Annotated in this window: 20 protein-coding genes; 15 read left to right on the top strand and 5 right to left on the bottom strand. The window is 67.8% G+C overall.

The window, feature by feature from the left end; all coding sequences use genetic code 11:
- Nucleotides 1-23 precede the first annotated feature (23 nt).
- The 8 genes from ACIHA7_RS28145 to ACIHA7_RS28110 all read left to right on the top strand — a co-directional run bounded on the left by ACIHA7_RS28145 (nt 24) and on the right by ACIHA7_RS28110 (nt 8381).
- Complete coding sequence (locus ACIHA7_RS28145) at nt 24-1577, top strand: FadD3 family acyl-CoA ligase (RefSeq protein WP_397293956.1); 1554 nt, start codon at nt 24-26, stop codon at nt 1575-1577.
- Nucleotides 1577-2455, top strand: a complete 879-nt coding sequence (locus ACIHA7_RS28140; RefSeq protein WP_397293955.1) for an enoyl-CoA hydratase — start codon at nt 1577-1579, stop codon at nt 2453-2455. The genes ACIHA7_RS28145 and ACIHA7_RS28140 overlap by 1 nt, the downstream gene beginning before the upstream one ends.
- Nucleotides 2455-3597: an acyl-CoA dehydrogenase family protein gene (locus tag ACIHA7_RS28135; RefSeq protein ID WP_397293954.1), complete on the top strand. Its 1143-nt coding sequence runs from the start codon at nt 2455-2457 to the stop codon at nt 3595-3597. Before ACIHA7_RS28140 ends, ACIHA7_RS28135 begins: the two co-directional genes overlap by 1 nt.
- Nucleotides 3594-4616, top strand: a complete 1023-nt coding sequence (locus ACIHA7_RS28130; RefSeq protein ID WP_397293953.1) for an acyl-CoA dehydrogenase family protein — start codon at nt 3594-3596, stop codon at nt 4614-4616. The genes ACIHA7_RS28135 and ACIHA7_RS28130 overlap by 4 nt, the downstream gene beginning before the upstream one ends.
- Nucleotides 4613-5668: an acyl-CoA dehydrogenase family protein gene (locus ACIHA7_RS28125; RefSeq protein WP_397293952.1), complete on the top strand. Its 1056-nt coding sequence runs from the start codon at nt 4613-4615 to the stop codon at nt 5666-5668. Before ACIHA7_RS28130 ends, ACIHA7_RS28125 begins: the two co-directional genes overlap by 4 nt.
- Before the next feature lie 117 nt (nt 5669-5785).
- Complete coding sequence (locus ACIHA7_RS28120; RefSeq protein ID WP_397293951.1) at nt 5786-6229, top strand: MarR family winged helix-turn-helix transcriptional regulator; 444 nt, start codon at nt 5786-5788, stop codon at nt 6227-6229.
- Nucleotides 6230-6240: 11 nt separating this feature from the next.
- A complete protein-coding gene (locus ACIHA7_RS28115) occupies nt 6241-7488 on the top strand; it encodes an MFS transporter (RefSeq protein WP_397293950.1) in 1248 nt (415 codons plus the stop codon).
- Between the two features lie 140 nt (nt 7489-7628).
- The gene (locus tag ACIHA7_RS28110; protein ID WP_397293949.1) at nt 7629-8381 is read left to right on the top strand and encodes a DUF427 domain-containing protein; all 753 of its coding nucleotides are present in this window, start codon (nt 7629-7631) and stop codon (nt 8379-8381) included.
- A gap of 3 nt (nt 8382-8384) precedes the next feature.
- Here the strand turns inward: ACIHA7_RS28110 and ACIHA7_RS28105 are convergent, their stop codons facing one another.
- Entirely contained in the window at nt 8385-9236 is an 852-nt protein-coding gene (locus ACIHA7_RS28105; RefSeq protein ID WP_397294533.1) for a phosphotransferase family protein, read from the bottom strand.
- Nucleotides 9237-9277: 41 nt separating this feature from the next.
- A complete protein-coding gene (locus ACIHA7_RS28100) occupies nt 9278-10522 on the bottom strand; it encodes an FAD-dependent oxidoreductase (RefSeq protein ID WP_397293948.1) in 1245 nt (414 codons plus the stop codon).
- Nucleotides 10523-10590: 68 nt separating this feature from the next.
- Between ACIHA7_RS28100 and ACIHA7_RS28095 the strand changes: the two genes are divergently transcribed.
- Nucleotides 10591-11157 carry a TetR/AcrR family transcriptional regulator C-terminal domain-containing protein gene (locus ACIHA7_RS28095; protein ID WP_397293947.1) on the top strand — a complete coding sequence of 189 codons (567 nt, stop codon included), beginning with the start codon at nt 10591-10593 and terminating at the stop codon, nt 11155-11157.
- A gap of 15 nt (nt 11158-11172) precedes the next feature.
- Here the strand turns inward: ACIHA7_RS28095 and ACIHA7_RS28090 are convergent, their stop codons facing one another.
- Nucleotides 11173-12090, bottom strand: a complete 918-nt coding sequence (locus ACIHA7_RS28090; RefSeq protein ID WP_397293946.1) for an AraC family transcriptional regulator — start codon at nt 12088-12090, stop codon at nt 11173-11175.
- 95 nt (nt 12091-12185) lie between these two features.
- On the opposite strand from ACIHA7_RS28090, the gene ACIHA7_RS28085 reads away from it, so the two are divergent.
- Together ACIHA7_RS28085 and ACIHA7_RS28080 are read left to right on the top strand one after the other, a co-directional pair.
- Complete coding sequence (locus ACIHA7_RS28085; protein WP_397293945.1) at nt 12186-13235, top strand: saccharopine dehydrogenase NADP-binding domain-containing protein; 1050 nt, start codon at nt 12186-12188, stop codon at nt 13233-13235.
- 84 nt (nt 13236-13319) lie between these two features.
- Nucleotides 13320-13730: a cupin domain-containing protein gene (locus ACIHA7_RS28080; RefSeq protein ID WP_397293944.1), complete on the top strand. Its 411-nt coding sequence runs from the start codon at nt 13320-13322 to the stop codon at nt 13728-13730.
- An 86-nt stretch (nt 13731-13816) separates the two neighbouring features.
- Here the strand turns inward: ACIHA7_RS28080 and ACIHA7_RS28075 are convergent, their stop codons facing one another.
- Together ACIHA7_RS28075 and ACIHA7_RS28070 are read right to left on the bottom strand one after the other, a co-directional pair.
- On the bottom strand, nt 13817-14146 hold the full coding sequence (locus ACIHA7_RS28075) for a hypothetical protein (protein ID WP_397293943.1): 330 nt from the start codon (nt 14144-14146) through the stop codon (nt 13817-13819).
- Nucleotides 14146-15360, bottom strand: a complete 1215-nt coding sequence (locus ACIHA7_RS28070) for a Rieske 2Fe-2S domain-containing protein (RefSeq protein WP_397293942.1) — start codon at nt 15358-15360, stop codon at nt 14146-14148. The genes ACIHA7_RS28075 and ACIHA7_RS28070 overlap by 1 nt, the downstream gene beginning before the upstream one ends.
- A gap of 198 nt (nt 15361-15558) precedes the next feature.
- On the opposite strand from ACIHA7_RS28070, the gene hsaA reads away from it, so the two are divergent.
- The 4 genes from hsaA (at nt 15559) to hsaB (ending at nt 19181) form a co-directional block, all read left to right on the top strand.
- Nucleotides 15559-16722 (top strand): 3-hydroxy-9,10-secoandrosta-1,3,5(10)-triene-9,17-dione monooxygenase oxygenase subunit, encoded by a 1164-nt coding sequence (gene hsaA, locus ACIHA7_RS28065; RefSeq protein WP_107653887.1) that lies wholly within the window; start codon nt 15559-15561, stop codon nt 16720-16722.
- A gap of 88 nt (nt 16723-16810) precedes the next feature.
- A complete protein-coding gene (gene hsaD, locus ACIHA7_RS28060) occupies nt 16811-17689 on the top strand; it encodes a 4,5:9,10-diseco-3-hydroxy-5,9,17-trioxoandrosta-1(10),2-diene-4-oate hydrolase (protein ID WP_397293941.1) in 879 nt (292 codons plus the stop codon).
- Nucleotides 17689-18594: an iron-dependent extradiol dioxygenase HsaC gene (gene hsaC / locus ACIHA7_RS28055; RefSeq protein WP_397293940.1), complete on the top strand. Its 906-nt coding sequence runs from the start codon at nt 17689-17691 to the stop codon at nt 18592-18594. The genes hsaD and hsaC overlap by 1 nt, the downstream gene beginning before the upstream one ends.
- 20 nt (nt 18595-18614) lie before the next feature.
- Nucleotides 18615-19181, top strand: a complete 567-nt coding sequence (hsaB, locus tag ACIHA7_RS28050) for a 3-hydroxy-9,10-secoandrosta-1,3,5(10)-triene-9,17-dione monooxygenase reductase subunit (RefSeq protein WP_397293939.1) — start codon at nt 18615-18617, stop codon at nt 19179-19181.
- The last annotated feature ends 15 nt before the right edge of the window (nt 19182-19196 follow it).

Raw genomic sequence — 19196 nt, 5'->3', positions numbered from 1 at the left:
CCGACACGGACGTAAGGACCACCGTGACAACCCCTGCTCTGACGACTCCGCTGGCGCTGCGGCATGCCGCGGCCACGTTCGGCACCGCCCCCGCCCTCGCCGACGGCGCGGTCCGGCTGGACTGGACGCAGCTGCTCGCGGCGGTCCAGGAGGTGGCGCGGGCGCTCATCGCGCGCGGCGTGCAGGCCGGTGACCGGGTGGCCATGTGGGCGCCCAACACCCACCACTGGGTCGTCGCGGCGCTGGCCGCCCACTACGTCGGTGCCTCGCTGGTACCGCTGAACACCCGCTACGTCGCCGACGAGGCCGCCGACGTACTGCGCCGGGTCGATGCCAGGGCGTTGTTCATCGCGGGCACCTTCCTCGGCCGCGACCGGCTCGCCGAATTGCGCGTGAGCGCACCGAAACTCGATATCGAGACGGTCGTCGTCATCCCGGTCGAGCCGGACAGCCGGACCAGCGACGCGACCGCGTTCGACTGGTCGGAGCTCGCCGGGGTGGCCGAGAAGGTCACGCCCGCCGAAGCGGAGGAGCGCGCGTCGGCGGTCAGCCCCGAGGACACCTCCGACATCCTGTTCACCTCCGGCACCACCGGCCGCAGCAAGGGCACCGTGGTCGCCCATCGGCAGGCGCTATCGGTGGTGCGGGCCTGGGCCGAGTGCGCGACATTGCGCCGTACCGACCGGTATCTGGTGGTCAGCCCGTTCTTCCACAACTTCGGCTACAAGGCGGGCATCCTCGCCTGCCTGGTCACCGGGGCCGTGATCATCCCGCAGGCGGTGTTCGACGTGCCCGCCACCATGCGACTGGTGAGCGAGGAGCGGGTCACGGTGCTGCCCGGACCGCCGACCATCTATCAGACCATCCTCGACTACCCCGACCGCGCCGAATTCGACCTCAGCACGCTGCGGGTCGCCGTCACCGGGGCCGCGACCGTTCCGGTGGTGCTGATCGAGCGGATGCGCGCCGAGCTCGACTTCGACGTCGTCATCACGGCTTACGGCCTGTCCGAGGCGGCGGGGTTCGGCACCATGTGCCGCGCGGACGACGACGCCGCGACCATCGCGGGCACCTGCGGCCGCCCGATCGCCGACTTCGAACTGCGGCTCGCGCCCAACGGCGAGGTGCTGCTGCGCGGGCCGAACGTGATGCTCGGCTACCTCGACGATCCCGAAGCCACCGCGCAGACCATCGATGCCGACGGCTGGCTGCACACCGGCGACGTCGGCACGCTGGACGAACGCGGGTACCTGAAGATCACCGACCGGCTCAAGGACATGTACATCTCCGGCGGGTTCAACGTGTACCCGGCCGAGATCGAGCAGGCGCTCGCACGGTTGGACGGCATCGCCGATTCCGCCGTGATCGGGGTGCCGGACACCCGAATGGGTGAGGTGGGCAAGGCTTTCGTGGTCCGCAAGCCCGGCGCGACGCTCACCGAGGACCAGGTGCTCGCCCACGCCACCACCGTGCTGGCCAACTTCAAGGTGCCGCGATTCATCGAATTCCGCGACCAGCTGCCCTACAGCGCCGCCGGGAAAGTGCTCAAGCGGCAACTACGTGAGGAGATTTCGTAATGTCGGAACCGATCCCGGACGAGGGTGACGTCGTCACGTACGAGGTGCGTGGCCGCACGGCGATCGTCACCCTGAACCGGCCGGACTACCGCAATGCGCAGAACTCAGTGATGACCTACGCCCTCGACGCCGCGTTCGAGCGCGCCGTGGAAGATCCCGCGGTCGGCGTGATCGTGTTGGCGGGCAACGGCAAACACTTCAGCGCCGGGCACGACATCGGCACCCCGGGACGCGATCACCACATCCGCTATCCGAACAAGGCGGCGCTGTGGTGGGACCACGTCGACAAGGTCGGCGGCGATCAGCGTTTCGCGCGTGAGCTCGAGGTGTACCTCGGCATGTGCAGGCGCTGGCGGGAGATCCCCAAGCCGACCATCGCGATGGTGCAAGGCGCCTGCATCGCGGGCGGGCTCATGCTGGCCTGGGTATGCGATCTGATCATCGCGTCGGACGACGCGTTCTTCTCCGACCCCGTTGTCCGGATGGGCATTCCGGGCGTCGAATACTTCGCGCACCCGTGGGTGATGGGGCCGCGCGCGGCGAAGGAGTTCCTGTTCACCGGTGACCGGTTCGGTGCGGCGCAGGCCAAGGAGTGGGGCATGGTCAACCGAGTCGTGCCGCGCGCCGAACTCGAGGACGAGACGCTCGCGCTGGCCGAAAAAATCGCGGCCATGCCGCAATTCGGTCTCGCCCTGACCAAGAAGGCGGTGAACCAGGCGGAGGATCTGATGGGCATGCGCACCGGGATGGACTCGGTGTTCGGGCTGCACCACTTCGCACACGCGCACAACGCGGAGGTCGGCGCCGACTCGCTGGGCGGCATGAACGCCAAAACGATGAAGGCGCAGGCGACCTCGACCGAGAACGGGGCAACCTAGTGGATCTCGACATCGACCGGGCGACCCAGGAATTCCAGGCCGAGGTCCGGGATTTCCTCGCCGCCAACAAACCCGCCCAGCCGCTGCCCTCGATGGACACCCAGGGCGGATTCGAGGCGCATCGGGCCTGGGAGCACACCCTCGCCGATGCTCGCCTGTCCGTGGTCGCCTGGCCCGAGGCGTACGGCGGCCGCGAGGCATCCCTGCTGCAATGGGTGCTGTTCGAGCAGGAGTATTACGCCGCTGGCGCGCCGGGCCGGGTGAGCCAGAACGGCATCTTCCTGTTGGCCCCAACGCTGTTCGAGCACGGCACCCCCGAGCAACTCGACCGGATCATGCCGAGAATGGCTCGCGCCGACGACATCTGGGCGCAGGCCTGGTCCGAGCCGGAAGCGGGCAGCGACCTCGCGGGCATCCGCTCGACCGCCCGCCGCACCAACGGCGGCTGGCTGCTGAGTGGCCAGAAGACCTGGAGTTCCCGAGCGGCCTACGCGGACTGGGCTTTCGGCCTGTTCCGCAGCGACCCGGCGGCCGAACGGCACAAGGGGCTGACCTACGTCATGTTCCCGCTGTCCGCCGACAATGTTTCGGTGCGCCCGATTCCGCAGCTGGACGGTGAACCCGGCTTCGCCGAGATCTTCCTCGACGAGGTGTTCGTGCCCGACCGAGACGTGATCGGCGAGCCGGGCGAGGGCTGGCGGGTGGCGATGAGCACGTCGAGCAACGAGCGCGGCCTGTCGCTGCGCAGCCCCGGCCGGTTCAGCGCGACGGCCCAGCGGTTGATCGACCTGTGGCTCGACGCAGGCGACCCGGCCAACACCGCGCAGCGCGACGCCGTGGTGGACGCTTGGATCGGCAGCGAGGCCTACCGGCTGCACACCTTCGGCACGGTGACCCGGCTCAACGAGGGCGGCAAGCTCGGCGCGGAATCGTCGATCACCAAGGTGTTCTGGTCGGAGCTCGATATCGCGATGCACGAGACCGCGCTGGAGGTGCTCGGCGCGTCCGCCGAGCGATCCGGTCCGTGGACCGACGGCTATCTGTTCGCGCTGTCCGGCCCGATCTACGCGGGCACCAACGAGATCCAGCGCAACATCATCGCCGAGCGGCTGCTCGGACTACCGAGAGGGAGCAGCCGATGAGGTTCGCGCTCAGCCCCGAACAACTCGACTTCGGCACCAGTGTGCGCAAGCTGCTCGACGCGGGCCGCACGCCCGCCGCGGTCCGTAACTGGGCGTCCGGCGATCCGCGCCCCGGCCGCGCGTTGATCGGCCAGCTGGCCGGCGCCGGTGTGCTCGGGCTGGCCATCGATGATGAGCACGGCGGCGGCGGCGCGGAGCCGATCGATCTGGTGGTGGCGTTCGTCGAGCTCGGCCGCGCCGCCGCACCGGGTCCGTTGGTGGAGACCGCCGCTGCGATACCGGCACTGCTGCAGGCACTTCCGGACAAGGGCCCGGCCCAGCGCTGGCTGCCCGGATTCGCCGAAGGTGCCGCGCTCGGCACCATCGCCTTCGCGTCGCCGGAGCGGGGCAGGGTGGCGCTGGACGCCGACAGCGCCGAGGTGGTGCTGATCGCCGACGGTGCGCAGCTGCACACCGCGCATCGAACCGGATCGGTGCGGTCGATCGATCCGGCGCGCCGACTGTTCAGTGTCGCGGCCGACGAGCCGATCGCCGACGGTGACGCGGTCCGCGACGCCGTCGCCGTCGCGTTCGACACCGGCGCGCTGGCCTGCGCGGCACAGCTGCTCGGCGCTGGTCGCGCGCTGTTGGCCGCCGCCACCGAGTATGCCAAGCAGCGCAAGCAGTTCGGCAAACCGATCGGTGAATTCCAGGCCGTCAAGCAGAAGCTCGCCGATGTGCTGATCGGGCTGGATCTGGCCGAACCGCTGCTGTACCGCGCCGCGCTCACCATGGGCGAGGCGACGCGCGGCCGTGACGTCTCGGCCGCCGTGCTCGCCTGCGGCGACGCGGCACACCAGGCCGCCAGGGCGGCACTGCAGGTACACGGCGCGATCGGCTACACCGCCGAATACGATCTTTCGCTGTGGTTGACCAAGGTCACGGCGCTTCGTTCCGCTTGGGGCACAACGGATCTGCACCGTGCTCGAATCGCCGACGCGCTGCGCGACGCGGCCGTGCCGCAGCGAGGAACCGCATGACGAACACCGAACTTCAGGAGTTCACCGCCTCGGTGCGGGCGCTGCTCACCAAGCACGCCGGATCCGCCGCGGTGCGCGCGGCGATGGACACCGACCTCGGTTACGATCCGGCGCTGTGGCGGCTGCTGTGCGAACAGATCGGGGTCGCGGCGCTTGCCGTTCCCGAAGAACACGGCGGTGTCGGTGCGAGCCTGGTCGAATCCCTGGTGGTGGTCAGCGAACTGGGCCGTGTCCTGGCCGGGGTGCCGATGCTCGGCTCCGCCGTCCTCGGCGTCCAGGCCGTGCTGCTGTCCGGTGACACGGCGGCGTGCGAGCGGCTGCTGCCCGAGGTCGCGGCGGGTACCCGCACGCTCGCGGTGTGCTGGGCGGGCGAAAGCGGTTGGGACGAAACAGGAGTAGAAGAGTCCGGCGGAACGCTCACCGGCACCGCTCGATACGTGCTCGACGGCCATACCGCCGACACCTTGATCGTGCTCACCTCGACCGGCTTCTTCGAGGTCGCCGCCGCCGCGACCGGGGTCGCACGGCGCGTCGTGCCGACCATGGACCCGACCCGCACACTGTCCGAAATCACCTTCACCGCAGCCGAAGCCCACCGCCTCGGTACCGGCGATCCCGCGCCCGCCCGCACTCGGCTGCGCGAAATCGCCTGGGCCGCAGTGGCCGCCGAACAGGTCGGCGCCGCGGCCCGCTGCCTCGAGATGACGGTCGAATACACCAAGTCCCGGGTTCAGTTCGGTCGCCCGATCGGCAGCTTCCAGGCGCTCAAGCACCGGATGGCCGACATGTACGTGCTGCTGGAATCGGCCGAGTCCGCCTCGGCGGCGGCCACCCTGGCCGTCGCGGAAAATGCCGCCACCGCCGCCGAAGACGTCTGGGTCGCCCGGCTGCACTGCTCGGACGCACTCGGCACGATCGTCGCCGAGACCGTGCAACTCCACGGCGGCATCGCCATCACCTGGGAACACGACGCACAACTGTTCTTCAAGCGCGCCCACGGAAACGCCCAGCTGTTCGGCACACCTCGCCGCCCGGTCGCGCTCACCTCCTGAATACCCAGGTCACAGCCCCGGTACGGATCACGTACCGGGGCTTCTGCGTGTCCGTGATCGAGTTCACCCACATAGATAGTTAGCTTATGTAATAATATTCTGGTGCAGCAGGCTCAGGTGGACACAGCGGATGACATCGTCGTCGATCTACTCGTTACCGCGGGCAGGCTCACTCGGCTGGCCGGGGTGATCAGCGGCGACGACCTGCCGCGGGCGGTGTTACGAGCACTGGCGGTGCTCGATGAACACGGTGCCGTGCGGGTCAGTGAATTCGCCAGGATCGACCGCTGTTCGCAGCCGGCGGCAACGACGCTGATCGGCAGGCTGGTCGCGGATGGCTTCGCGACCCGACGCAAGGACACGGCCGATTCCCGGGCTGTCGTCGTCGAACTCACCCCGGCCGGGCGCAACCGGCTCACCCAGGCGCGACAGGCGTTCGCCGCCGCGCTCACCACGCGATTGGCCGGCTTCGACACCGAACGCCTTGCCCGCATGGACACCGATTTGAACGAACTGCTGGAGGCCCTGAAAAAGGCTACGCCACAGCATAATCCGACATAGAGGGAACATTGATGAGCACATTGGCTCCCGCCCGCGCCGACGGCGCGGACACCAGTGCGGCCGCCCGCCAACCGAAAGCCGTGTGGGCCGTTGCCTTCGCGAGCGTGATCGCGTTCATGGGGATCGGGCTGGTAGACCCCATTCTCAAACCGATCGGCGAGCAACTGCACGCCTCGCCGTCGCAGGTCTCGCTGCTGTTCACCAGCTACATGCTGGTCACCGGCGTGGCCATGCTGATCACGGGCGTGGTGTCCAGCCGATTCGGTGCGAAGAAGACCCTGGTGGCCGGCCTGGCCATCATCATCGTGTTCGCGGCACTGGCGGGCCTGTCGGACACCGTCACGCAGATCGTCGGCTTCCGAGCAGGCTGGGGCCTCGGCAACGCCCTGTTCATCGCCACCGCGCTGGCCACCATCGTCGGCGCGGCCAGCGGCGGCGTCGCCCGGGCGATCATTCTCTATGAGGCCGCGCTCGGCATCGGCATCGCCACCGGCCCGCTGCTCGGCGGCGTGCTCGGCGGAATCAGCTGGCGTGGACCGTTTTTCGGTGTCTCGGTCTTGATGGCCGTCGCGTTGGTCAGCATCGTCGTGCTGCTGCCCGAAGGCCCGAAGCCGACGCAGCACACCTCGATCGCCGCCCCCTTCCTCGCGCTGCGGCATCGCGGCCTGCTGACCGTCAGCCTCACCGCGCTGCTCTACAACTTCGGCTTCTTCACCCTGCTCGCCTACACGCCGTTCCCGCTGGACATGGGCACCTATTCGATCGGCTTCATCTTCTGCGGCTGGGGTGTGCTGCTCGCGCTCGCCTCGGTGTTCCTGGCGCCGCGGTTGCAGCGGCGGTTCGGTTCGCTGCCGATGATGGGACTCGCGCTGGCCCTGTTCGCCGCGGACCTCGCGGTGATGGCCGCGTTCGCCGAGCACAAGCCGGTGCTGATCATCGGAACCGTGCTGGCCGGATTGTTCCTCGGGGTGAACAACACCCTGATCACCGAGGCCGTGATGATCTCCGCGCCGGTCGAGCGTTCGACCGCCTCGGCGGCCTACAGCTTCGTCCGCTTCGCCGGTGGCGCGGCCGCGCCCTACCTCGCAGGCAAGCTCGGCGAGCACAGCATCGCGCTGCCGTTCTGGGTCGGCGCCGCCTGCACCGCGGGCGCGGTGCTCGTCCTGCTCGCCGGTCGCGCCGCCCTGGCCCACATCGACGACCACGATCCCGCGCCGCACAGCGTCGCCGAGGCGCAGGCGATCACCGTCGGCGACTGACTTCGACCTCGTACAGCTGCCCGCCCCACCGGGCAGCTGTGCGGTGGGCGAGACAGGATGCTGTGTGCGAGGCGGGACACCGGCGCCGACGACCCGCTCCAGCCTTGCCGCAGCGCCTGGCGCGAGTACCGTCGGATGCTATGGGCGATGCGCAGCGGGGCCGGGTAAAGATCGAAACCAGCCAGAAGCGGGTGCGGGTATTTCTCGGCGGCCATGTGGCGGCGGATACGGCCCACCCGGTGTTGGTGTGGGAAGGTCCGCACTACCCGACCTACTACATCCCGGTCGCGGATCTGCACGCGAAACTCGAGCCGACCGGCAAGTCCCACCACTCGCCCAGTCGCGGCGACGCGACGGAGTACGACGTGGTCGTGGACGGCAGCACCGCCACCGCAGCCGCCCTGCGTTACCACGATTCCCCGCTGCCCGAACTGAACGAGCTGGTGCGACTCGACTGGAACAAGATGGACGACTGGTTCGAAGAGGACGAGCCGGTCTACGTCCACCCCCGCGACCCCTACTCCCGAGTCGACATCCTCGCCAGCTCCCGGCACGTGCGCGTGGAGATCGACGGCGTCACCGTCGCGGACTCGCACTCACCGCGCATCCTCTTCGAAACTGGCCTTCCCGCAAGGTATTACCTCCCGATGACCGACGTCCGAATGGACCTGCTGCACCCATCGGACACACACACCAGCTGCCCGTACAAGGGCACCGCCGACTACTGGACCGTCCGCGTCGGCGACAAGGAATACCAGGACTACGTGTGGGGCTACCGCACGCCGCTACCGGAGAGCCAGAAGGTCGCGGGGTTGGTCTGCTTCTACAACGAGAAAGTCGACATCTATGTCGACGGCGAACTGCAGCAGCGTCCGCACTCACCCTTCAGCTGAGCCTCAGCGGTAGCCGCTCAAACCGTCCGCCAGCTCTTCCTCGTCGCCGTCTAGGTAGGCATCCAGCGCCTGCTGTAGGGCGAAAGTTCCTTGGATAGCGGCTATTCGGTCGGCCAGTCCGCTGTCGGTCGTTTCGGTGTGTGCCAGCACCCCGCGCAGGACGTCCGGGCCGTAACCGGCGCCGATCGCGGCGAAGTCCTCGGCGGGGTCACCGAGGCAGACACCATCCCAGTCGACGACACCGCGCAACACCGGCAGTCCGTCAACGGTGTCCCACAGCAGGTTCTCGCCGCCGAGGTCGCCGTGCACAACGGCGTCGGTCGAGTGCGGCAGTGCATCGAGCGCGGACAACTCGCGCTCGGCGCGTGCCCGACCGGTGACGCTCATCAATGGGTACAGCTCGCCACGGACAGCTGCCGCGAACTCTTGCCACCGGTCGACGGGTGCGACGGTCAGCGACCCGCGGATCCGCGGGTCATCTTTGGCGGCCGCCAGGCTGTCCAGCAGGCCATGGCACTGCCGCGCAACAGATTCCGCGACATCGGGAATCCGTAACAACGCCCCATCCAGCGGCGCACCCGAGACCTTCGTCATCAGCAGGTAGGCCACCGCATCCCCCTGCGCCGCAACAGACAGGCACTCCGGCACGGCCACTCCGAGAGCGAGGTGCGCCAGCGCGCGCAGCACCGCCCCGCGCGCCGTAAGGCGTTCCGCGGCGGCGTCGGTCCGCGCGAAACTCACCACCCGCTCGGATCCGACGACCACGTAGTGGAATTGCCCCTCGCGAATCATCAAATCGGACAACCGGTCTCCGGGTAACAACCGCCCGAGCAGTTCCCCGTGCGCGTCGATCAACTCCGTCGCCTTCACGTCTTAGAATCTAATCCCCGGTCTGATCACACCGCCCCGACGAGTTCCGGGTATTCCGGAAGCGTCCAGTTACCGCCCCGGTCCTCCTTCGACCACCTCGCGACGAGCTCGGGGATGCGCAGGAAGCAGGCCGCCGCCGTCACGGCGTGGAAGGCGTCGATGCCGAGCCGGTGGGCGGGCATGCCGAGGCGCAGTAGGCGCGGTTTCACGGCGGACTGGATCTCGTCTACGAACGGCCGCAGTGTGGCGTCGTAGTTCGCCAGTGCTGTGGGCAGTTCGTGTGCGTGCCGGTTGATTTCACCGGCCAGGACGTACGCGCCGACCAGCGCGCCGGAAACCCCCATGCCGCTGTAGGGGGAGGCACAGTGCGCGGCGTCGCCGACCAGCACTACACGGCCCTTGGACCACGTGTCGGTACGTACCTGCAGGACCTCCTGCGAGTAGAAGCTCTCGGTCCGCACCATGCCGTCGAGGAATCGCTCCGTCTGCCAGCCCGCGTCGCGGAACCTTTCGGTCCAGAACTGCTTTTGGCGTTCGACCGGCGCCCGGTGGATGACCGAGGCCGCCTCGGAGGTTTCCCGAAGCACGAAATAGACCTGGGTTTCGGTCGGATTGTGGCTGCGGCGCATGATCATCCGACCGCGTGGGGCGTGGTAGGTGTCGCGAATGTTGCCGTCACCGGCGATACGCGGAATGAACCAGTAGGCCATGTGGATTCCCACCGGCCGGTACGGGTCGGCGGACCCGTACGGCAGGATGGCGCGGCGGATGCGCGACCCTTGGCCGTCCGCGCCGACGAGCAGGTCGAATTCGTCGGAAGAACCGTCGGAGAAGTGCGCGACGACTCGCTGTTCGTCCTGCTCGAAGCGTTCCACCTGCAGGTCGAACACGTAGTCCACGTCGCCTTTGGTCGCGTCGTGCAGGATACGAATCAGGTCACCCCGCATGATTTCGTACTCCGAGGTCAACGTCTGCCGACCGCGGCCGGAGGTGTTGGCCATGATCGTGCCCCGCGCCGCACCCTTACTGTTCACGAACGCGACGCCCGCTTCGTCAACGAGCTTGCTCCGGACAACGTCGAGCAAGCCCATCCGCTCGACGGCCTCGATACCTTGGCCGCGCAGGTCGACCTGGGCACCGCTGGCCCGCAACGCCGGGAAGCGTTCGACGACGGTGACCCGGTGACCGCCTTTGGCGAGCCAATAGGCCAGCGCCTGTCCGGCGATACCGCCGCCACAGATGAGGATCTTCCTGGCCGATGGAATAACCATGCCATGAGCCTTTCTATCAGTGATAGGTACGCTATCGCAGCATCATCTATCACTGATAGATTGTCAATATGGCCAAGCTGAACCGCGACACCGTCATCGCCGAGGCGCTCGACCTGCTCGACGAGGTCGGTCTCGATGCCATAAGTACGCGGCAACTGGCGAAGCGACTCGGCGTCGAGCAGCCGTCGCTCTACTACCACTTCCGCAACAAGGAGCAACTGCTCAGCGCGATGGCCGAGGCTGCGATGTCCCCCCACGCGCAGGCCCCGCTACCGACACCGGCGGACGACTGGCGCGAATGGTTCCTCGACAACAACCGCAGCTTCCGGCGCACGCTACTGCGGCGCCGCGACGGCGCCCGGCTGCACGCCGGAACCCGCCCCGGCGCCGCGGACCGCCACCGGATCGTCCACAAGATGGCGTTCCTGGTCGCCTCCGGACTGCCGGAGCGGGATGCGCAGATGGCGATGCTGGCCGCAGGCCGCTACACGGTCGGCGCCGTGCTGGAGGAACAGGCGGAGGGCAACGAGGCCGACGATGCGGTCGATATCCCGCGGATAGACCACGAGTCGGCATTCGAGGCCGGGCTGACCCTCATCGTGGACGGCTTGGCCCGTCGCCTCGACAACCGCTGACCGTGCGCGGCGTGATCAGACCGCGACGAGTGGGGGCTTGTCCTCGGCGCGCCGGTATTGGCCTGGGGCAAGGCCGTATTCGCGCTTGAAGGCCTTGGCGAACGCGAATTCGGAGGTGTAGCCGACCTTTCGGGCCACCGTGCCCAGCGGTGCGTCGGTCTCGCGGAGCAGGCGGGCGGCGGTGAGCATGCGCCAGCGGGTGACGTATGCGAGGGGTGGTTCGCCGACGGTGGCGGTGAAGCGTCGTGCCAGCGTGGCTCGGGAGACGCCGGCGACGCCGCTGAGATCGGGGACCGTCCAGGACCGGGCGGGTTCCTCGTGCACGGCACGCAGCGCCGCGGCCACCGCCGGGTCGGCGAAAGCGCCTGCCCAGCCGGTGGATCGGGCAGTGGATTGTTCGTCCAGCCAGGCGCGCAGGATGAAGAGCAGCAGCGTCTCGAGTATCGCCGGAACGGCGGCGTCGCTACCCGGGCGAGGCTCCGCGATCTCGGCGGCGAGCAGGTCGACAGCGCCGCGCAGGGCGGGATGCCGTCCGGGGCGGGCGGGCAGATGGATGAACTCGGGCAGTTCGTCGAGCAGCGGGTGGCTGCGTTTTCTGCCGAGTTCGTATGCGCCACAAAGCAATGCCGCGCGCACGCCGGGGCCGGTGAGCTCCCTCGGCTCACCGACCTGCGCCAGCTCGGTGACCGGGCTGTCGAGGGTGTCGACGAGGTCGTGGTCGGCACCGCGGGGCATGAACACGACGTCGCCGACGCCGAGCGCCAGCGGCGCGCCGGTCGGCGGCACCAGCCAGCAGGAACCCTGCAGCACCACATGGAAACCGGCGCCGGGCACCACGGGGTAGCGGCGGCCCCACGGGGCGTGCCGGATGAACAACCCGGAGGTCGGGCTGCCGGTGCGGATGGCCGCGATGGTTTCGCTGAGAATGTCCACCCGAACACCATAGCGCTTCACGAGTGAGCGTTTGAGATATACCAGCGAGCAATCAAGCCATTGGTTAACTCATTGTCGAGCCATAGGTTTGTGTCATGACATCGACGAGCAACACCAAGACCATCGCGATCTACGGCGCCACCGGCATCACCGGCGGCTACGTCCTCACCGAGCTGCGCAGGCGCGGCGTCACCCCGATCCTGGTCGGCCGCGACGCGGCCCGGATCCAGGCCGCCGCAGCGGTCGCGGACCTGCCGGACGCACAGATCCGGGTCGCCGCGCTCACCGACCACGACGCGCTGGTGACCGCGTTCACCGGGGCCGACGTGGTGATCAGCAGCCTGCCCGCGTACGTGACTCACGGACCAGCGGTGCTGGCGGCGGCGATCGACGCCGGGGCGCACTACACCGACATGTCCGGCGAGCAGCTGTTCCTGAAGCAGGTGTTCGACGAGTTCGGCCCGCGGGCCGAGGCGGCGGGGGTGACCCTGATCTCCGGCGTCACCGACAGCAATCTGCCCGGCGACCTGCTCGGCTACCTGACCACCCGCCGGGTGGCCGGTCCGGCCGAGGTGGTGCTCAGCCACCTGAGCAAGAGTGGCGGCAACGGCTCCAAGGGCAGCGCGAAGACGGTGTTCGCCAGCCTCGACTGGTTCCGCAGCGGCGGCTGGAACTACGCGGACGGCGAATTGCACACCGGCGCAACGGCTCGGCGCGCCGAGATGACTTTCCCGGGCGACTCCGCACCGACCGCTGTCGCGAAATTCCCGCAGCCGCCCGTGCTTACGATCCCGCGCCACTCGGAAGTCTCCTACGTCGAGGGCGTGCTCGCCACCTCGATCCTGGACACCCTGAGCGGGTTCACCGAGGAGATCATCGACACCCTGCCCGACGCACCGAGCGCGAACCTGCGCTACGACCTGGTGGTCGACGCGTTCGGCACGGACGGTCGCACCGTCCGCGGTGTCGTGAGTGGCGTGCACTCCTACCGGGATTCGGCGCTGATGGCGGTAGAGGTTGCGGTCCGGCTGGCCGACGGCACCGCGAAGCCAGGAGCGCTGGCGGTGGCCGAGGCGTTCGACGCAGCCGAATTCCTCGACACGCTCGCGCCTTTCGGCATCACCTGGCGTATCGAGGAGCGCTGAGCCCGCTGTTCGTTCGCCTCCGGTCACCTGATTTTCACCGCGGCTGTCCGGCGCCACCGGCCGCGGATCAGGCATAGTCGAACGATGACCGACAACCGACCCGCACTCGCCGAAGCCCTCGATCTGGCACCACACCCGGAGGGTGGCTGGTTCCGCGAAACCTGGCGCAGCGCCGTGGAATTCGAGCCGAAGGGTTACGAGGGCGCGCGCTCCAGTGCCACCGCGATCCACTTCTTGCTGATGCCGGGCGAGCAGTCGGCGCCGCATACGGTTCGCTCCGACGAGCTGTGGCTCTGGCATCGCGGCGGCCCGCTGCTGCTGAATATCGGCGGCGAGGAGGTCGTGCTCGGGCCCGATGTCGAGCACGGCCAGGTGCTACAGGCGGTGGTGCCGGGTGGGGTCAGTCAGGCCGCCCGACCGGCAGGCGACGAATACGTGCTCGTGAGCTGCTTCGTCTCCCCTGGTTTCGACTTCGCCGACTTCCAGATGGACTGAACGCCGCACGAGTGCAACGAGGGCCGGGCACATCGGCGACGCCGGACGCGGCGTCACTCACGTGCCCGCCCGCTCGAAATCCGCTACTAGTCGGGCACCGGGACGACGCCTTCGTCCACAGCCCACTTGATGGTCTTCTCCAGCTGCGGGCAGGAGTCGGGGCGACCGGGACCGTGCCCCTTCTCGCTGAGCTCCGCGAAGACCGGGCAGTGCGTCTGCGGCGGCTCGGTCCACTGCACCGAGGTCTGGTGTGAGCTGCTCTTGCGCACCAGCACCTGACTCCGGCAGGCCTGACACCGCAGCGGTGTCAGGCCCTGCTCCAGATACCGTTCCTTGTCGACCACGGTCTGGGCGCGCACTTCGGCCTGCCGCGCAGGCTGGTCGGCAAAGTCGGGTGCTTTCGCCCAGGTAGCCATCAGACTCCGGCCTCCGCTTGGTCGGTGGCGGCCGCGTCGGCCTCCCGCTTGCGGCGCAGGTTCTCCGCGACCTCCGCCTCCCACACCTCGTTCGCCTTCGTAGTGTCCACCTCGAACTCGAAGCGCTGGGTCATCTTCTCGGTGACGTCGGCGAGGTCGACGTAGAACTGGTCGTACCACCGACGCAGCTGATAGACCGGGCCGTCTTCCTCGCACAGCAGCGGATTCTCGACCTTGGACTTGTGCTTCCAGATCTCGACGTCCTGCAGGAAGCCGACGCTGATGCCCTCGGTCATCTTCGCGGCCAGCTTGTCCGCCATCTCGCCGTCGACGCCCTGCGGCTTCTCCAGCGTGATCCCCCACTGCAGCACGAAGGAGTCCTGAGTCACGGGGTAGTGGCAGTTGATCAGGACGCTCTTGACCTCGTACCCGCTGTAGATGTTGACCAGCGGATTGATCATGTAGGACGGCCCGAAGTAGGACGCCTCCGAGCTCAGCGTGGTGTCGCCGCCGTACTTGGACGCCATCCCGATATCCGGCCTGCCCTTGGTCTCCAGGAACTGCGTGGCGATATGCCCCTCGAAGACGTTCTTGAAGTACGTCGGGAAGGCGAAGTGGATGTAGAAGAAGTGCGCCATGTCGACCACGTTGTCGATGATCTCGCGGCAGTTCGCGCCCTCGATCAGCATGGAGTTCCAGGTCCAGTCGGTCCAGCCGCTGTCGAGCTGCTCGCTCGGGTTGCCGTCCGCGTCGGTGTAAGGCCCCTTGATGTGCGGAATGGTCACCTCCGGCGGGGGCTGACTGCCCTCGACGTCGTGCCAGACGAACAGCTGCCCGTTGCGCTCCAGCGTCGTCCACTTGCGGGTACGCGCCAGCGGCGGCACGCGACGGCCGTAGGGAATCGCGGTGCATTTACCGCTCGTGCCGGACCAGCGCCAGTCGTGGAACGGGCAGGCGATGTCGTCCCCCTTGACCTCACCCATACTGAGATCGCCACCCATGTGCCTGCAGTAGGCGTCGAGTACGCGCAGCTCGTCGTTGCTATCGGCCCAGATCACGAGTTTGGTGCCGAACACATTCACCGCGTGCGGCTTGCCGTCGCGGAACGACTTGGCCAGACCGAGGCAATGCCATCCCCTCGCATAGCGGGTGGGTACGGTGCCGACGTCTAGCTCCCGGACCTTCGCACCGCTCCCCTGTGGGGTAACTGCCATCGCGAATCCTCCTCCTTCTGTACTAGAACACGTTACAAAAATGTCGCGTTCCACGCCAGCGATTCCCGCCACTTCCTGCACATGTCCATCCACAGCCACGGATAGACACCCGTTCTCGACAGAAATAAGAACCTGTTCTAGTCTCAGAGGCAAATGACTACCGGTTATCCAACTGACCAGGCAGGAGCAGGTCCCGAGATGACGCAAGAAGTGACCGAACGGGTCGACGCGCTGTTGCCGATGCTGCGCGAGCGCGCGCAGGAGGCCGAGGACCTGCGGCGCATCCCCGACGAAACCATGAAGGCCCTGCAGGAGACCGGATTCTTCCGGCTCCTACAGCCCAAGCAGTGGGGTGGCCACGCGGGTGACCCGGTCGTCTTCTACGACACCGTGCGCAAGCTGGCCAGCGCCTGCGGGTCCACCGGCTGGGTGGCGGGCATTGTCGGCGTACACAATTGGCACCTGGCGCTGTTCGCACAGCAGGCGCAGGAAGACGTCTGGGGTGAGGACACCGAGGTACGGATCTCCTCGTCCTACGCGCCGATGGGCGCGGGCACGGTGGTCGAGGGCGGATACCTCGTCAACGGCGCCTGGGCCTGGTCCTCGGGTTGCGACCACGCCACCTGGGCGGTGCTCGGCGGCCCGGTGATCAAGGACGGCAAGCCGGTCGACTTCGGCAGCTTCCTCATTCCGCGCGACGACTACCGCATCGATGACGTCTGGAACGTCGTCGGCCTGCGCGGGACCGGGTCCAATACCGTTGCGGTGAAAGATGTTTTCGTGCCGTCGCACCGGTTCCTGAGCTTCCGCAAGATGAGCGAGCAGAAATCGCCGGGCCTCGAGCAGAACACCGATCCGGTGTACAAGATGCCATGGGGCACAATCCATCCCACCACCATCGCCACGCCCATCGTCGGCATGGCCTACGGCGCGTACGCCGCGCATGTCGAGCATCAGGGCAAGCGGGTGCGCGCGGCCTACGCGGGCGAGAAGGCGAAGGACGATCCGTTCGCCAAGGTGCGCATCGCGGAGGCGTCCAGCGACATCGACGCGGGCTGGCGTCAGCTGTCGGGCAATGTCGCCGAGGAGTACGCATTGCTGGCCGCGGGCAAGGAGATCCCGTTCGACCTGCGGGTACGGGCCCGGCGCGACCAGGTGCGCGCCACCGGACGTTCGATCGCCGCCATCGACAAGCTGTTCGAGAGCTCCGGCGCCACCGCGCTGGCGAACGGCACACCGCTGCAACGCTTCTGGCGCGACGCCCACGCCGGCCGGGTGCACGCGGCGAACGATCCCGAACGGGCATACCAGATGTACGGCCAGCACGAGTTCGGGCTGCCCGTCACCGACGCGATGGTGTAGGAGCTGCTGTGAGTGAGCGTCAGCGAGTGAACCAAAATCGCAGCGCCCCGGAGGGCACAGCGGAGCCGAGCGTCAGCGAGGTGGAGCTGTGACTTCCACGGTGGAGATCACCGCCGAATCGACCTCCCGCTACGCGCAGGTGCGCCCGGATCTGCGGCTGCACTACCACGAGGCGGGGGTCGGCAACGGGCCGACGATCGTGCTGCTGCACGGCGGCGGGCCCGGCGCGTCCTCCTGGTCGAACTTCGGCCGCAATATCCCGGTGCTGGCGCAGAACTTTCACGTGCTCGCCGTGGACCAGCCCGGGTACGGACAGTCGGACAAGCCGACCGAGCATCCGCAGTACTTCGTGCACAGCGCCTCGGCACTGCACGACCTGCTCGAGCACCTGGAGATCGCCGGGCGGGTGCACCTGCTCGGCAATTCGCTCGGCGGCGGCGCGGCCGTGCGGTTCGCGCTGGACTACCCGGATCGGGCCGGGAAGCTGGTACTGATGGGCCCGGGCGGGTTGAGCACCAACCTGTTCGCCCCCGACCCGACCGAGGGCGTGAAGCTGCTCGGCAAGTTCAACTACCAGCCGACCAGGGAAAACCTGGAGGCGTTCCTGCGGATCATGGTCTTCGATCAGTCGCTGATCACCGACGAGCTGATCGATGAGCGGTTCGCCGCGGCCAGCACGCCGGAGTCGCTCGCCGCGGCGCGGGCGATGGGAAAGTCGTTCGCCAGTGCGGATTTCGAGAAGGGCATGCTCTGGCGCGACGCCTATAAGCTACGTCAGCCGGTGCTGTTGATCTGGGGGCGCGAAGATCGCGTCAACCCGCTCGACGGTGCACTGGTGGCGACCAAGCTGATCCCGCGCGCACAATTGCACGTGTTCGGTGGCTGCGGGCACTGGGCACAGCTGGAGAAGTTCCACGAGTTCAATAAGCTGGCAATTGATTTCCTTGCCGGTTCCAAGGAGAAGTGATGGGGATTCGATCGCTGGCGTATCTGCGCATCGAGGCGACCGACATGGCCGCCTGGCGCGAGTACGGGCTCAAGGTACTCGGCATGGTCGAAGGCAAGGGCGGGAATCCGGACGCGCTGTATCTGCGGATGGACGAATTCCCGGCGCGGCTGGTGATCTCGCCCGGCGACAAGGACCAGTTGCAGATCTCGGGCTGGGAGACCGCCAATGCCCAAGAGCTGCAAGATATCCGGACCCGGTTGGAAGCCGCCGGCGTGCCCTACAAGGAGGGCACCGCCGCGGAACTGGCCGATCGGCGGGTGCACGAGCTGATCCGTTTCGACGACCCGTCCGGCAACACCCTGGAGGCGTTTCACGGTGCGGCACTGGAACATCGGCGCGTGGTGAGCCCGTACGGGCATCGCTTCGTCACCGAGGAGCAGGGGCTCGGGCACGTCGTGCTCAGCACCAAGGACGACCAGGCCGCGCTGGAGTTCTACCGCGACGTGCTCGGCTTCCGGCTGCGTGACTCGATGCGGCTGCCGCCGCAGATGGTCGGGCGCCCGGCCGACGGTGAGCCCGCCTGGCTGCGGTTCTTCGGCTGCAATCCGCGCCATCACTCGCTGGCGTTCCTGCCCATGCCGACCCCGAGCGGCATCGTGCATTTGATGCTCGAGGTGGAGGCGGCCGACGATGTCGGGCTGTGCCTGGATCGCGCACTGCGCAAGAAGGTTCCCATGTCGGCGACGCTCGGCAGGCATGTCAACGACAAGATGCTCTCCTTCTACATGAAGACGCCGGGCGGGTTCGATGTCGAATTCGGCTGCGAGGGGCTCGAAGTCGACGACAATGATTGGATTGCCCGCGAGTCGACCGCCGTGAGCCTGTGGGGTCACGACTTCAGCGTCGGGCAGCGCCAGCAGTGAGTGAGAGGGCGAGCGAAGCGATGACCCACCCTGAGATCGACGCGCGGGCCTTCCGTAACGTGCTCGGCCAGTTCTGCACCGGCATCACCGTCATCACCACCTTCGATGATGCCGATGCCCCGGTCGGTTTCGCCTGCCAGTCCTTCGCCGCCCTCTCCCTCGACCCACCCCTGATCCTGTTCTGCCCCACCAAGACCTCCCGCTCCTGGGCGGCCATCGAACAAGCAGGCCGCTTCTGCGTCAACGTCCTGGCCGAGGAGCAACGCGAACTCTGCGCCCGCTTCGGTTCCCGCGAACCCGACAAATTCGCGGGCGCCCCCTGGCACACCTCCCCCCTCACCCTCCCCGTCCTGGACGACGCCCTCGCTACCATCGAGTGCACGGTGGACAGCGTCGTCGACGGCGGCGACCACTACATAGTGATCGGCCGAGTCCAAGCCCTCACCGAGTCCACCGCCACCGGCCGCCCCCTCCTCTTCTACCGCGGCCAATACACCGCCATAGAACCCGACAAAACCACCCCCGCCCCCTGGCGCGCCGACCTCGACCACTTCCTCACCACCACCACCCTCGACACCTGGCTGTAGCTCGACGCGCTACAC

Origin of the sequence: Nocardia sp. NPDC052316, from assembly GCF_044547795.1 — a bacterium.
Classification (GTDB): Bacteria; Actinomycetota; Actinomycetes; order Mycobacteriales; family Mycobacteriaceae; genus Nocardia.
This window is presented reverse-complemented; position numbering and strand designations above follow the sequence as displayed.

Coding starts and splice junctions, on each gene's coding strand:
- ACIHA7_RS28125 (WP_397293952.1), top strand. CDS start 4,613: ATGACGAACACCGAACTTCAGGAGTTCACCGCCTCGGTGCGGGCGCTG.
- ACIHA7_RS28140 (WP_397293955.1), top strand. CDS start 1,577: ATGTCGGAACCGATCCCGGACGAGGGTGACGTCGTCACGTACGAGGTG.
- hsaA (WP_107653887.1), top strand. CDS start 15,559: ATGACGCAAGAAGTGACCGAACGGGTCGACGCGCTGTTGCCGATGCTG.
- ACIHA7_RS28110 (WP_397293949.1), top strand. CDS start 7,629: ATGGGCGATGCGCAGCGGGGCCGGGTAAAGATCGAAACCAGCCAGAAG.
- ACIHA7_RS28130 (WP_397293953.1), top strand. CDS start 3,594: ATGAGGTTCGCGCTCAGCCCCGAACAACTCGACTTCGGCACCAGTGTG.
- ACIHA7_RS28080 (WP_397293944.1), top strand. CDS start 13,320: ATGACCGACAACCGACCCGCACTCGCCGAAGCCCTCGATCTGGCACCA.
- ACIHA7_RS28075 (WP_397293943.1), bottom strand. CDS start 14,146: ATGGCTACCTGGGCGAAAGCACCCGACTTTGCCGACCAGCCTGCGCGG.
- ACIHA7_RS28070 (WP_397293942.1), bottom strand. CDS start 15,360: ATGGCAGTTACCCCACAGGGGAGCGGTGCGAAGGTCCGGGAGCTAGAC.
- ACIHA7_RS28085 (WP_397293945.1), top strand. CDS start 12,186: ATGACATCGACGAGCAACACCAAGACCATCGCGATCTACGGCGCCACC.
- hsaB (WP_397293939.1), top strand. CDS start 18,615: ATGACCCACCCTGAGATCGACGCGCGGGCCTTCCGTAACGTGCTCGGC.
- ACIHA7_RS28100 (WP_397293948.1), bottom strand. CDS start 10,522: ATGGTTATTCCATCGGCCAGGAAGATCCTCATCTGTGGCGGCGGTATC.
- ACIHA7_RS28095 (WP_397293947.1), top strand. CDS start 10,591: ATGGCCAAGCTGAACCGCGACACCGTCATCGCCGAGGCGCTCGACCTG.
- ACIHA7_RS28115 (WP_397293950.1), top strand. CDS start 6,241: ATGAGCACATTGGCTCCCGCCCGCGCCGACGGCGCGGACACCAGTGCG.
- hsaC (WP_397293940.1), top strand. CDS start 17,689: ATGGGGATTCGATCGCTGGCGTATCTGCGCATCGAGGCGACCGACATG.